The sequence below is a fragment of the Pseudomonas sp. BF-RE-25 genome, assembly GCF_019956105.1.
GTDB classification, from domain to species: Bacteria; Pseudomonadota; Gammaproteobacteria; order Pseudomonadales; family Pseudomonadaceae; genus Aquipseudomonas; species Aquipseudomonas migulae.
This window is the reverse complement of the sequence record NZ_JAHBDB010000009.1, coordinates 26,418-40,276: the sequence shown is the minus strand read 5'-3', so window position 1 is coordinate 40,276 and position 13,859 is coordinate 26,418. Positions and strand designations below refer to the sequence as shown.

The following is a 13,859-nucleotide window of genomic DNA, read 5'->3' as shown; positions in this document are numbered from 1 at the left end:
ACTACCGAACAGGGAGCAAGCAATGTTCAACCCAGCTAACGAAACGCACTTCAGCCTGACTGTCGAAGACTACGTCGGCGACCTGCAAGTGCTGTCGTTCACCGGCACCGAAGGCATCAGCCAGCCATATCGCTTCGACCTGGAACTGGTCAGCGAAAACCCCGATCTGGACCTGGAAAAACTCCTGCACAAACAGGCATTCCTGGCGTTCGATCCACAGGGCAGCGGCATCCACGGCCAGATCTACCGCGTCGCCCAAGGTGATGCCGGCAAGCGCCTGACCCGCTACAAAGTCTCCCTGGTGCCGCACCTGCAATACCTGCATCACCGCACCAACCAGCGCATCTACCAGCAGATGTCCGCGCCAAAAATCATCGCGCTGATCCTCGAAGAACACGGTATCAAGGGCAACGCTTACAACTTCCAGCTCAGTCAGCCATGCCCGGACCGCGACTACTGCGTGCAGTACGACGAAACCGACCTGCACTTCGTCCAGCGCCTGTGCGAAGAAGAAGGCATTCACTACCACTTCCAGCACAGCGAAAAAGCTCACTTGCTGGTATTCGGTGACGATCAGACCGTATTCCCCAAACTCGGCCAGCCAACCGCGTACGTGCAAGGCAGTGGCATGGTCGCCGACGAACCGGTGATCAAAGGCTTCAAACTGCGCCTGGAAACCCGCACCAGTCGCACCACCCGCCGCGACTACGATTTCGAAAAACCACGCCTGCAACTCGAAGCGGCCTACAAGCCCGATGTTCAAAGCGACGAACCAGACCTCGAAGACTACGACTACCCCGGCCGCTTCCTCGACCGCGCGCGCGGCAAATTCCTCAGCCAGCGCGTCCTCGAACGCCACCGCGCCGACTACCAGCAAGCCGAAGGCCACGGCGACCAGACCCGCTTGATCAGCGGTCACTTTCTGGAAATGTCCGACCACCCACGCACCGAGTGGAACGACCTCTGGCTGCTCACCGAAATCGTCCACGAAGGCAAACAGCCGCAAGTCCTCGAAGAGTCCGTGACCAGCGACACCACCGACAACAAAGACGACTTCCACCAGGGCTACCGCAACCGCTTCCTCGCCACCCCATGGGCCGTGTTCTACCGCCCGGCACTGCAACACCCAAAACCCCGCGTACTCGGCAGCCAGACCGCCAAAGTCACCGGCCCCGCCGGCGAAGAAATCCACTGCGACCAATACGGCCGCATCAAAGTGCAATTCCACTGGGACCGCGAAGGCCAGGCCGACGACAAAACCAGCTGCTGGATGCGCGTCTCCTCAAGCTGGGCCGGCGACCGCTACGGCGCCATCGTCATCCCGCGCATCGGCATGGAAGTCCTCGTCACCTTCCTGGAAGGCGATCCCGATCAACCGCTGGTGACTGGTTGCCTGTACCACAAGGAAAACCAGGTTCCCTACGAACTGCCGGCGAACAAAACCCGCAGCGTGTTCAAAACCCTCAGCTCACCGGGCGGCGGCGGGTACAACGAACTGCGGATTGAGGACAAAAAAGGGGCGGAGCAGATCTTCATCCACGCCCAGCGGGATTGGGATGAAAACATCGAGCACGACCAGAAGATTCGCGTCGGCAATGAGCGGCATGACACGGTGGTGAAGAACACCTACACCGAGCTGAAGGCTGAAGAGCACCGCACCACGATTGCTGATCGCAAGGTTGAAACGCGGGTGGATGATCACCTGACGGTTGGGCAGAACCAGCATGTGAAGTTGGGGACTGCGCAGCTGACTAGCGTTGGGAAAGAGATTCACCTGAAGGCTGGGGCGAAGATTGTTATCGAGGCCGGGTCGGAACTGACCATTTTGGGCGGTGGGAGCTTTATCAAGCTGGATGGCGGTGGTGTGACGGTTGTTGGGCCGATTGTGAAGATCAATGCCGGTGGTTCGGCGGGCTCGGGGACCGGGATCGGGATTAAACCGCCGGTGCTGCCGGGGGCTGCGGATAAGGATAAGGCGGGGAGTTTGATGGATCCGGCGTTGGGGAATGCTCCGCCTGAGAAAGTTAAACCGAAGGCTTTTTTTGTGTTTTCTGAGTGATCGATATGAATGATGTTTCGAAGAAGACAAATGGCTTCGCTGTAGCAGTTTTCACCGCGTCGCTGCTTAGCCTGTTTCATGGCAGCGTTTATGCGAATGAATGCCCATCCGAGGACTTTGCACAGTTCCTTCCGACGTTTTCTGCGGATGCAGAAACGCAGCAGCGCCTGACTGCCATGACAGTGAAGTTGCTTGTTTTAAAGCCCGCGGGGGAGAGCGGTAATTTTGAGCCGCAAACGACGGGAGTCAACAGCTCCACATTGGCATTTCCACTGATGGAACCCATAGCCACAGCAAAGACAAAAGGAGTCGAAGTCGAAGCGGTCGACGACAGTCACTTCAACGTCGTGGATAAGCGAGCGGGTAACAGCAACATCAAGATCTTGAGTTTTTCTCGTCAGGCATGTTGGGTGCTTGAGGGTGTTGAAGACTGGTCGATCAGTGAGAAAGACCTGATTGTGGCGAGTAAGCCGAGCATGAGCGAGGTGGAGAATTTCTGCTTTCAGCGCGCGGAAGTCTACGGGGGACTGGGGGGGCTGGAGCAATACCGGTTGACGGGCGAATTTTTTGAGGCATCGCTGGAAAACTATCTGTGTGCGGCGGCTTCAGGGGATCCTCAAGCCAGCTTGAATGCTGCCAGTTTGAGTCTTTCGGGGATGGCCCCGCAGTTGGAGACGGAGAAGGTTGAGGCACTTTTTAAAGCGGCTGCGACCACTCTCGCTGATGGGGCTGCCTCACTATCCACGTTTTATTGTTACGGAAACAACCCTGCGGCTGAAGGCCCTTGCCTGCATCCCGAACAATCTGAAAAGGAGCTCATTCGCGCTGCCTCAATGGGCTCTGCGAGCGCAATGAATTACTTGGGTTATTCCTTCGAAGAAGGAAGGCTTGTTACTAAAGATATGTCGAGAGCTCTGGCGTGCTATCGCCTAGCTGCCGACCAGGGTAACGACACCGCCATCAGAAACGTGAAACGTTTGAATACGCAAAACGCTGATGCTACCAAAGCCAGCTATTGCTATTAATTTGCAGGAAGCAGAAATGACCGAACCACTCGATTTAAGAAACCAGTACACCGGCGGTGATTACGTATACCTGATGGGTGGTGATGGCCAGCAAACAAACGCCGCGGGAAAAAAGCTGATCGATTGTTCTCATATGGTGAACCTGTTGCTCACTGGAGCGGGGTACCAAATTCCGTATGAGGAGACGAGAACGATGAATGTCTCCTCCTATTACACGGAGGTGGCTCCAGCAGAGGTCAAGAAGGGCGATATCGCCCTTTGGATCGATATTCTTCCCCTTACCGGAGGCTCCCGTCGTTTGTTTCATACCGGCATCGTCATGGATTTCAACCCGGCTTCTAGCGGCGGCAAAATCTTTGGTGCTCAAACCACGAACGGGCCTTCGGAGGCTTTTTTCGGTAATAACCCTCCGGCGTATTACTGGCCTGTACCGACAAAGTTCTTGAGAGCAAAAGAGCAATATAGGTCGGGTGCGGCACCAGCGGCCGCTCCCGCACCGACACCTGCTCCTGCATCGGCAGGTCCAGCACCTCTTATGAACTTCCAATATCCGTTCCGTAAGGCTGACGGTAAACAGTTCACCGATGCAGAAGATGTGTACAAAGCTCTCGAAAATGAAAAGTCGGGCCATTACCTGTTGGGTAGCAATAAGTTTTGGCATGGAGGCATCCACATCAGCGATGCAAGTGTCCCACAATGTGTCCTGAATGAACCGATACGCTGCATGGCCGATGGCGAAGTCGTTGCTTATCGCCTTAATGAGGATTATCTGGAATCGACCTTCGGAGACAACGAGAAAAAACTGAAGTACTCCAACTCCTTCTGCCTGGTGCGTCACGAATACAAATCCGCGCCGAATGCGGAAGAAGGACCGAACAAGGGCAAGCAAAACAAGCTGAATTTCTACAGCCTTTACATGCACTTGTTGCCTCATGCTCGTTACCCGCTGGCTCCTGAAGAAACGCCCGCCAAGAAAGTCACCATGAAAGTCGGTGACTTCAATGCCTATCCAACGGCGCCCCAGCCCGGTGTCGTCTCGCAGGCCGACGGAAAACTGGTTAATGGCAGTCAAATGGAAATTCTCGAAACGGCCGACAGCGGTGAACTGACTTATGCCAAAGGTAAAATTCTTTCCGGAAGCGTGAAAAAAGGCTCGACCAAAACCCGTGGCGTTGGAGATGCAGTCTGGTTCGCTTACCTGAAAAATGGAGAGCCCTACAAAAACACCGCAAATACTCAAATCTGGAAGGAAGAGTTGCTGCCCGAGCGTCTTCGGCCTAACTATTGGCAGGGCAAGGTTAAAGCGAAGTTGGTGAAGCGCTTGCCGCTATACGACGCGCCTGCGAATCCCACTAATGGACAGCCAGCCGGTAGTCCGAAAGGGACGTTGCAGCTGAACGTTGGCAGCGTCATAGAATTCGACAGTAAAGCGGTGTTAAACCTTTCCGTCGGCAATCAAACGCTGCGCATGGCCGCTTGCACATTAGTGAGTGGTGCGCTTTGGGGGAATGGTGTTGTGCCGCCGATGTTCTGGGCCTGTGTGGAGAACGTACTGCCGAATAAATGCGTAAGTTGGGAGACCGTCACGCCCAGTGAGTTCGATAGTGTTGTAGCCACCAGCACTGGCATCAAGGCGGGAGATCCGATTGGATACCTGGGGCAGACGGAAAGTCTCACTAGCGAGCAAGGCGCGTCGGACAGTAAGTTTCAGGTTCACGTCGAAATATTCACCGCCGAGTCGGAAGTGAAAGATTTCCTCAAAAACCTCGCTGGCCTTAAAACAGGTAAGCAGTACCTTGAATTGCCGACCGGAACAGAGCTCAAGAAAGTAGCCCCGGCGACCGGCACGACGCCGCTAAAGCTCGACCACGCCGTCGACCTCAGCAAGGCCCCGGTGATAAAGGTCGGCACGGAAGACTGGTACAACGTAAGCGTCACCGACAACGGTCAACCGGTCAGCGGCCTGGTAAATAAAGCAGACGCGAACATCATCACCCAGCATGATTGGAAAAAACTCGGATTCCAGATTGTTGAAGAAACAAACGCAACGGCGGATGGTTTCCTTGATCCCGAAGACATGCCGCAGTTCTTCAAAGACTTGTTCGCCAAAATTGACACAAACCACGACGGCCAAGTCGATTCAGCTGAGCTCGCGAATGCGTTAAAAAATGCTGAAACACGTTCACGGTGGTCGAAGCTAATCGCTCATCATCCGACCGAGTGGAAGGACAAAGCGGACTCTGCAAAGTGGAGCAAGTTGGATCAGCTATTGGAAACCTCCCCGAAGACGTTGAAGCATGAAAAAGAGCGGATCAGCAAGTATGTTTTTTGGGATGAGCTTTCCGGGAAAGCGGCCATCGAATCTGGTTTGATTTATCACTTTCATCCAATAGGTTTTATCGCAAACTCCCTTGCCGTGGATGATGACAATGATTTGAGGTGGCTGAAGGTCGATAAAGGTCAGTTGACATTTGACGTGGAAGGGAATGATCTGGAAGACCCGGCGAACCCATTGCATATGTATTTCAGTCGGAAGGTCCATTGGCCTGGGGGCGTTTCTGGAGTTACGATCGGGAGAGGTTACGACCTTGGCCAGAGACCTAATCCCGAAAGTGATCTTGCTGCTGTAGGGATTAAAGAACCATTGCTGGGTTGGCTATTGGGGGCAAAAGGTTTAAGTGGGAGTGCCGCAAGAAATTATCTACAGAGCGCGAGCCCAGAAATCAGAAAAATATTCATAACCCGGAAACAGCAGCATCAACTGTTCGTGCCAATTTATGAATTCATGAAAAGTGAAGTTGTGAGGATATCGGATAAGACCGATGCTATTAATCTTTACGGTCGTTTGAATTGGGATTCTACAAGTCCTAAAATTCAGGATATGGCCATCGACTTAATTTATCGAGGTGACTACACAGGGGATTCCAGGGCCCTTATTCAAAGACATATGACAGACAATAATTTGTCTGCATTTTCAGATGTAATAGGCGATCGTTCGAAATGGGGCAATGTGCCTGAAGATCGATTCAATAGACGTGTTGATTATCTTAGGTGATTTATGAAATTTTCGAAGTTGGTACCACTATTTTGTGTTTTTTACCTGGGACACGCAGCAGCCGAAATTCCAGATATCGGCTCTGTCTCGGAAGTCGGGGCCGGCCGCGTTGGCAATGATGTCGTCAGGTATGTAAAAACATTCGGTAATAGTTGTCTTGATGTTCAGGTGATTAGCCCTGAGAAAAACTGGAAAGTTCTGTCTTCTTCGAACTTCTGTACCTTTGAAGGTAAAAAGTTCGGTTCGGACTTTGCTGATGCTGGTTTCGAGGATATTTCGGTGAAAGCTGACGGGGTTCATTTGACACTTAGCATAACCCCTCTGCAGCCAACCGGTGAGCAGCGTAGAAGCTGTGTCATTCCTGTTACGACAGCGGTAATTAAAGACCTGAGCTGTTCCGAAGTAGGGAAATAACTGCGAGGCGTCAGATTAATTTAGCTGTCTCCATCTCTGATTAAGGGAGGCAGCAAATAAATCCGCCTCCTTGGTTGAGTATGGGTAGTGTGATGGTGGTTGACAGGGTTTGTTAGTTGTATTGTTTTTGGACTGTATATAAGTGTATTCGCTGTTTTGTTTTAGTATATGCATCAATACAAGGAAATAGTATTGAATAAGGTTTTGTTGTTGGTGATGTTCTTGTGTCCACCGATTGTGGTTGCTGAACCGATCTTTCAATCCCTGCGGTCGTGCGCGCAGAAAGGGAGTGCAACGAATAATTGCTCGGTGGTGCTGGATGGCAATGGTTATATGTTGGATGCCGGTTCCGGTAAGAAGTTATCCGACACGGCGGAGCCGACTGGCGCTTTGAATTCGTTTGAGCTCTATCGGGATGGCAGTCAGTACATTCTGGCTAATGAAAGTTTTTCCAGTGCTCGGTCCCGCCGCTGGGTGGTGTTCGGATACAAAGGTGGAATAATTGAACTACAGAGGATTTACATCTTCTCCTTAGATACCTCTAAACAGTCGGGGCCTTACTGGCACGGTTACGACTGCCGACCTGACTCCAAACAATTCACTCCGCCAAGCGGTGTGCCTTTCAGCGAATCAGCTATGCAGGCATTGTGTGGAGATGTTGAGGGTGACGTGGTAGTTGTGCCGAGAGTCCCATCCGTCTCCGTGCCCTTCAAATCCTTGGTCGTAAGTGTTCCCGTGTATACAGCACGAACCCGTGTCGGCGTTGCGACTTACGTATTTGCCGGAAATGACGATCCGAATCTGCCGACGGTGTCCTGCCTGTCCAATTGCGTTTCCGGCACATCAGAAAAGGCTAGGCCTCCGGCGGCGAATGCTTCATCTGCTTCAAGTGTTTCCGCTAGCGCCAAGGAAGCCTGCAACCCCGACAGCTTTACCAATCCCGATTTGATCACTTGCGGGCAGCAAAGCTTCGAAAAAGTCGATGCCGTGTTGAATGACCAATACAAGAAAGCAATGGCCAGTTTGTCTCCCGCAGACAAGAAGCAACTGACCGATGTGCAAAGAAAGTGGGTGCGTTTCAAAGAAACGTATTGCGAGGATATCTATCAGTCCGCTTTGCCGGGAGCGGAGGCGCCCATTGAGAAGCTTGCGTGCTTGGCGCAAACAACCAATGCCCGGTTGGGTGAGCTCATTTATCTACAGACAGGGATGCCGAATGATGGCTTTTACAAAGCTGCATCGCTGATGGCAGGGCCGGATCGAGAAAACGGCCTAAAGGTCTCGATCAACCTGCTAGGCGGAGTTGAATTCGACGATCCGGTTTGGAAGCAATATGCCGATGCGCAGTGCGACATGAGTTTCCGCATGTTGCGCGAAGACCTCGCCTATTGCGCTGTACGAATGCGTTTTCAGTTACCCATGAACCGCTAAAAAAAGACAGGTCTGAACTCGCCGCCCGAGACAGGCTGTTGAGTCAGGGATTATCGAGAAAGGGGACGCCAAGTCCCCTTTTTTACGTCGATTGATGCGCCACCATCGCCAGCAAGCTGGCTCCTACAGGTCAGCTGACTCGGCTTTGTTGCTTGGCGAAAATCGCCGCCATTTCCGGTTCATCCAAATGATCCAGCGCTCGCTCAACCAACAAATGCACGCCGTCGGCCATGCGGCTGAGCGCCAGGGCTACGGAGCGGCGTGAGCCTTCCACCCCGTCGGCGAGGTCGGAGGCGATGGCGCTGATGGACAGGAGGTCTTCCGAGGCGTTGGCGAGGAGGGCTTCAGTGTTGATGTCGGGGCAGACGCTGAAGAGGTCGCCGTTGCGACGTTTGGATTTTTTATCCGGCGGTGTGCCGAGGTGATGGTCGAGGGCGCGCTCGGCAGCTTCGTGGAGTTTTTTGGAATCTAAGGATTCGTAGGGAGAGGTGGCTTCGTGTTCGGGCGATTTGGATGTCGGATTGGTCATTGGTGTAAATCCTTGGAGTTAATGAATTGTTTTTCTCCGATTTCGGACTTGCACATCCGGTCGCTGATTTCGCGGCAACGAGCAAAGGTTATCGATGAAGATCAGGGATGCCTAGTTCATGAACAACACCACGAGTTGAAGGAAATATCCGATAGCCTCGAGCGTAGAAAGACCAAAAAACCTCAGCTTTTAAACAACAGCGTTTCGTCAATGACTTGGTAGTCATCAGCGTCAAAAACCACGGCATCTTCTTCTAACACTGCGCAATAGTGGCGTTCTCGCTCGAAGCCGCTACACTGCGCCGGCCGTTCATTTTCCTTTTGAGGCTGTGCGCATGAAATTTCGTTTTCTTCTGTGGATGCTGGGTTTGTTGATGGGTAAGGCCAGTCGGACTAATCCTGCGTTTCAGCAGCAGTTGGGTGACAAGGAGTTGGTGTTCCAGCTACAGACCCTGGACGGGAAAGTGGCGCGGCATTTCTTTGTGAAGGATCAGCGCATTACCAGTAAGTCGGGCGTGTATGCCGAGCCGGCGTTTGCGATTGCGTTTAAAGATGCGGCGTATGGCTTCGCCACGATGCAGGCGAAGAACAAGCAATTGGCGTTTATGACGGGGATTCAGGACAAGTCGATTCAGATCAAGGGCAACCCGGCGTTGGTGATCTGGTTTCAGGGGTTGACCAAGTATTTGAAGCCGCGGAAGGCGAAGGCCAAAGCCAAGGTTTGAGGTTGTCAGGTAGACCGAGGTGGATTCTTCGCGAGCAAGCCCGCTCCCACATTTGACCGAGTGTGGGAGCGGGTTTTTTTATGCCTGGGTGAATTGCGAGGCGAGTTCGCGCAGCAGGACTTCGGCTTCGAGGACTTTGCTGACGACGTCGTTGGCTTTGTCGCGTGTCAGACCGACACGTTCCAGCAGGGCGTCGGGGATGTCTTCATCGGGGCCGGAGCCGATGCCGCGGCTACGCAGCAGGCGCACGGACAGGCACACGAGGTTTGGGTATTCAGCGTAGGCGCCGTCGTAGCTCGGGTCGTGCTGGAAGCGCAGCGCGGTGGCCAACTCATCGGGCATGTCCCAGTAGCGCATCAGCCATGAGCCGATCTGTTCGCGGCTGATGCCGAGCAGGTGTTGCTCGACGTAGCTGTGGCACAGGTGCGGGTTGACCTCCAGGTGGCGGCAGATCAGCGAGAAGTGCGGCGGGAATACGTGGGCCAGCAGCAAGTAGCCGAAGTTGTGCAGCAGGCCGGCGAGGTAGGTCAGGCCGGCTTCCGGGCGCTGGGCGCGCGGCATGGCGCGGGTCAGGCCTTCGATGACGGCGGCGGTGTAGATCGATTGCTGCCAGTACGGCGTGGTGTGTTGCGGGTGGTCTTTGGGCAGGCTGAGGGTTTTGCCCAGGGCCAGGCCCAGCGCGAGGTTGATCACCAGGTCGAAACCCAGCACGCGGACGATGGCGTCTTCAACTGAACGAATCTTGCCCGGCGAGGCGTAGTACGGCGATGCCGCCCAGCTCACGACTTGTGCGGCCAGGGCCGGGTCGGTTTCGACCACGCCGGTGATGTCGTCGATGGTGGCGTTGGGGTCGACGCGCAGTTTGATGATTTTCTGCGCGGTCTCGGCCAGCGGTGGAATTTCGATGGTGGCTTCCAGGCGTTGCTGGATGCGTCGCGCGGTGAACGCCTGGACGGCCTGGGTGATTTCCTCGCGGTCATCGTCCGGGCGGTCGAGGTTCGGGCGGATGCTGCTCACGTTCTCGCCAAAGTTGGCGGCGCTGGCCTTGGTCAGCATGGTCTTGAAGGCTTCGCTGGTGATTTCCAGCAGCACGCCCGGCTCGCCCGAGTTGATCAGCAACTTCGGTTCGCGCAGCAGGCTTTCTTCGTACAGGCAGGGCGAGCTGGTCAGCGCCGGCAGGCCGGGCAGCAGGCTCAGGTTGTGTTTGCCGAGCATCTTTTCCAGGCGCTCGGTCGACACGGCGGCGAGGCGGCGGCCGGTCAGTTCGGCGAGGCGGTTGAGGTCGAGCAATTGGCTTTGCGGGAACAGCACCATCAGCGCGCCCACGGCGTCGTCGAGCAGCACCGCTTGCACTTTGCGTGAGGCGTTCAGGCCGTGGTGGTCGAGGACTTCTTCGTAGGCGATGCCCAGTTTGGCGAGCAGCAGCCGAATAACAGACGGAGCGTGCGGGGTTTCGGGGACGAGGGCAGCTTCAGTCATGGTCTGTATCCGTATTCAAACAATTGCAGGAGTATAACCAGCTTGTTTAAGGGCAGGGTCCAGAAACTGCGACGGTGCTCACACTTGGCCGTATTGCTGCCCGTGGCGCAGCCAGCGGTCGAGCAGCGGGCTGACGTGATCCGGCCAACGCTCCAGCAATGCCTGGGCGGCGTCGCGCACGGCGGGTAGCAGGTCGGCGTCGCGCATCAGGTCCGCGACCTTGAATTGAAGCAGGCCGGTCTGCCGCGTGCCGAGCATTTCGCCGGGGCCGCGCAGTTCCAGGTCTTTTTCGGCGATGACAAAACCGTCGTTGGTTTCGCGCATGATGCCCAGGCGCTGACGGCCGATCTGTGACAGCGGCGGATGGTAGAGCAGCACGCAATGGCTGGCGGCGCTGCCCCGACCGACGCGGCCGCGCAATTGGTGCAACTGCGCGAGGCCGAGGCGTTCGGGGTTTTCGATGATCATCAGGCTGGCGTTCGGCACATCGACGCCGACTTCGATCACGGTGGTGGCGACCAAAAGTTGCAGGTTGCCGGCCTTGAATTCGGCCATCACGGCGGCTTTTTCCACGGGCTTCATGCGGCCGTGAATCAACCCGACCTTCAACTCGCCGAGGGCGGCGGTGAGGTCCTCAAAGGTGGTTTCCGCCGCTTGGCAGGTCAGCTCTTCCGACTCTTCGATCAGCGTGCACACCCAATAGGCCTGACGCCCTTCGGCGCAGGCACCGCGCACCCGTTCGATGACTTCGACGCGCCGGGTGTCGGTGACCAACACGGTGTTGACCGGGGTTCGGCCGGGCGGCAGTTCGTCGAGGATCGAGGTGTCGAGGTCGGCGTAGGCGCTCATCGCCAGCGTGCGTGGGATCGGCGTGGCGGTCATGATCAGCTGATGCGGGCACATGCGCCCGCCGACGCCTTTCTGCCGCAGCGCCAGGCGCTGTTGCACGCCGAAACGGTGTTGTTCGTCGATGATCACCAATGCCAGATTCTTGAACTGCACTTCGTCCTGGAACAGCGCGTGGGTGCCGACCACCATGGGCGTGCCGCTGGCGATCTGTTCCAGCGCGGCCACGCGGTTCTTGCCTTTGAGCTTGCCGGCCAGCCACGCGACTTCAATGCCCAGTGGTTCGAGCCAGCGCTTGAAGGTGATGAAGTGCTGCTCGGCGAGGATCTCGGTCGGCGCCATCAACGCCACTTGGTAACCGGCTTCCAGCGCTTGCAGTGCGGCAAGGGCGGCGACCACGGTTTTGCCCGCGCCGACGTCGCCCTGAATCAAGCGCAGCATCGGTTCGTGCTGGCTGAGGTCGTAGGCGATTTCGTTGCCGACGCGTTGTTGGGCGCCAGTTGGATTGAAGCCGAGATTGGCCAGGTATTGGGCTGGCAATCGGGTGGCTTTCGGCATCGCCGGCGCGCGCAGGGAACGCATGCTTTCGCGCAGGCGCTGCTGGGACAGTTGATGAGTCAGCAGTTCTTCAAAGGCCAGACGATGCTGCGCCCAATGATGACCGAGGGCGAGTTCGTCGACATCGGCGTCGGCCGGCGGGTGATGCAGGTAACGAATCGCGTCGGCCAGCGGCGCCAGTTGATAGTCCCGCGCCAGTTCGTTCGGCAGCCAATCCGGCAGGCTGGTCGGGCCGAGCATCGTCAGGGTTTGCATGCAGAGCTGGCGCAAACGCTGCTGGGTCAGGCCTTCGGTGAGCGGGTACACCGGCGTCAGGGTTTCATCCACCGGCGGCGGCTCGTCGCCGGTGAGGGCGCGGTATTCCGGGTGGTAGATTTCCAGTCCCGACGCACCGGGCCGCGCTTCGCCGTAGCAGCGAATCCGCGTGCCACGTTTGAGGCCTTCTTTCTGGGCGTTGCTGAAATGGTAGAAACGCAGGCTGAGCCCGCCGGTGCCGTCCTGCAAGCGCACGACCAGGCTGCGGCGCCGGCCCATGACCACATCGGCGCCGCTGACGGTGCCTTCGATCACGGCATCTTGCCCCGGTCGCAGGTGGCCGATCGGGACTACGCGAGTGCGGTCCTGATAACGCAGCGGCAGGTGAAACAGCACGTCCTGGAGATTCTCCAGGCCGACCTTGGCCAGTTTCTCGGCCATGGCCTCGCCGACACCCTTGAGTGCCGTGACCGACACTTGCGACAACTCGGTCATGACAGCGACTTAAGCCGCAGCCACTGGTGCGGGCGGCTTGGCCACCGAGCACAGGCGAATGGAGTCAGCGAGAATTTCAATGGCCTTCGGACGCGGGAAGCTCGCGCGCCAGGCAATGGCCACGGTGCGGAACGGCACCGGCGCGGTCAGTGGGCGCACTTCGATCACGCCGGGGGCGTAGTGATGGCTGTCCACGGCCGACAGCGGCAGGATCGAAATCCCGAGCCCCGAGGCGACCATGTGGCGAATGGTTTCCAGCGAGCTGGATTCCACTGTGGTGTGCTTGGCGCCGTCGTTGCCTTTGGTCAGCGTCGGGCAGGCTTCCAGCACTTGATCACGGAAGCAGTGGCCTTCGCCGAGCAGCAGCAGGCTCTTGTCGTTGAGCAGGGCGGCGTCGATGGATTCTTTTTGTGTCCACGGGTGCTGGGCCGGCATCAGGACGTAGAACGGCTCGTCGTAGAGCTGCAGGGTCAGGACGTCGGCTTCGTTGAACGGCAGGGCGATGATGATCGCGTCGAGCTCGCCGTTGCGCAGTTTGTCGCGCAGCACGTGGGTGAAGTTTTCTTCGATGTACAACGGCATCTGCGGGGCGACCCGGTGCAGTTGCGGAATCAGGTGCGGAAACAGGTACGGGCCGACGGTGTAGATGGCGCCGACTTTCAGCGGGGCGGTCAGCTGGTTTTTGCCGGCTTGGGCCAGTTCGCGGATGCCTTGGGCCTGTTCCAGGACTTTTTGGGCCTGGGCCACGATGCCTTCGCCGACCGGGGTCAGGCGCACGGCGCTCTTGCTGCGCTCGAAAATCAGCACACCGAGTTCGTCTTCAAGCTTTTTCACGCCCACCGACAGGGTCGGCTGGCTGACGTGGCAACGCTCGGCCGCGTGGCCAAAGTGCTGCTCTTGGGCGAGGGTAACGATGTAGCGTAATTCTGTAAGAGTCATAGCGAGCGTCCATGAAGTTGCGGGCCAAGCATACCGGCTGCAATCGATAG

General features: G+C 56.6%; 10 protein-coding genes. 6 read left to right on the top strand and 4 right to left on the bottom strand.

Translation table 11 applies throughout. From position 1 onward, the window contains the following. Nucleotides 1-22 precede the first annotated feature (22 nt). The 5 genes from tssI (at nucleotide 23) to KGB24_RS04875 (ending at nucleotide 7,984) form a co-directional block, all read left to right on the top strand. Nucleotides 23-2,059, top strand: a complete 2,037-nt coding sequence (tssI, locus tag KGB24_RS04895; protein ID WP_223415118.1) for a type VI secretion system tip protein TssI/VgrG — start codon at nucleotides 23-25, stop codon at nucleotides 2,057-2,059. 5 nt (nucleotides 2,060-2,064) lie between these two features. Continuing rightward, nucleotides 2,065-3,084 (top strand): tetratricopeptide repeat protein, encoded by a 1,020-nt coding sequence (locus KGB24_RS04890; RefSeq protein ID WP_223415117.1) that lies wholly within the window; start codon nucleotides 2,065-2,067, stop codon nucleotides 3,082-3,084. Between the two features lie 16 nt (nucleotides 3,085-3,100). Further along, nucleotides 3,101-6,139 carry a calcium-binding protein gene (locus KGB24_RS04885; protein WP_223415116.1) on the top strand — a complete coding sequence of 1,013 codons (3,039 nt, stop codon included), beginning with the start codon at nucleotides 3,101-3,103 and terminating at the stop codon, nucleotides 6,137-6,139. 3 nt (nucleotides 6,140-6,142) lie between these two features. Beyond that, entirely contained in the window at nucleotides 6,143-6,553 is a 411-nt protein-coding gene (locus KGB24_RS04880; protein WP_223415115.1) for a hypothetical protein, read from the top strand. Nucleotides 6,554-6,745: 192 nt separating this feature from the next. Beyond that, nucleotides 6,746-7,984, top strand: coding sequence for a lysozyme inhibitor LprI family protein (locus tag KGB24_RS04875; protein WP_223415114.1), 1,239 nt, complete (start codon nucleotides 6,746-6,748; stop codon nucleotides 7,982-7,984). Nucleotides 7,985-8,114: 130 nt separating this feature from the next. On the opposite strand, the gene KGB24_RS04870 is transcribed toward KGB24_RS04875, so the two are convergent. After that, nucleotides 8,115-8,513 carry a DUF6124 family protein gene (locus KGB24_RS04870; RefSeq protein ID WP_008030625.1) on the bottom strand — a complete coding sequence of 133 codons (399 nt, stop codon included), beginning with the start codon at nucleotides 8,511-8,513 and terminating at the stop codon, nucleotides 8,115-8,117. A gap of 334 nt (nucleotides 8,514-8,847) precedes the next feature. On the opposite strand from KGB24_RS04870, the gene KGB24_RS04865 reads away from it, so the two are divergent. Beyond that, the gene (locus tag KGB24_RS04865; RefSeq protein WP_008030620.1) at nucleotides 8,848-9,237 is read left to right on the top strand and encodes a hypothetical protein; all 390 of its coding nucleotides are present in this window, start codon (nucleotides 8,848-8,850) and stop codon (nucleotides 9,235-9,237) included. 78 nt (nucleotides 9,238-9,315) lie between these two features. Here the strand turns inward: KGB24_RS04865 and KGB24_RS04860 are convergent, their stop codons facing one another. From KGB24_RS04860 to KGB24_RS04850, 3 genes are all read right to left on the bottom strand, one after another. Further along, nucleotides 9,316-10,716 carry an aminoacyl-tRNA deacylase and HDOD domain-containing protein gene (locus KGB24_RS04860; RefSeq protein ID WP_008030618.1) on the bottom strand — a complete coding sequence of 467 codons (1,401 nt, stop codon included), beginning with the start codon at nucleotides 10,714-10,716 and terminating at the stop codon, nucleotides 9,316-9,318. 78 nt (nucleotides 10,717-10,794) lie between these two features. Then, nucleotides 10,795-12,870, bottom strand: a complete 2,076-nt coding sequence (gene recG / locus KGB24_RS04855) for an ATP-dependent DNA helicase RecG (RefSeq protein WP_008038062.1) — start codon at nucleotides 12,868-12,870, stop codon at nucleotides 10,795-10,797. 9 nt (nucleotides 12,871-12,879) lie between these two features. Continuing rightward, nucleotides 12,880-13,809, bottom strand: a complete 930-nt coding sequence (locus KGB24_RS04850; RefSeq protein WP_008030615.1) for a hydrogen peroxide-inducible genes activator — start codon at nucleotides 13,807-13,809, stop codon at nucleotides 12,880-12,882. Nucleotides 13,810-13,859: the final 50 nt, after the last annotated feature.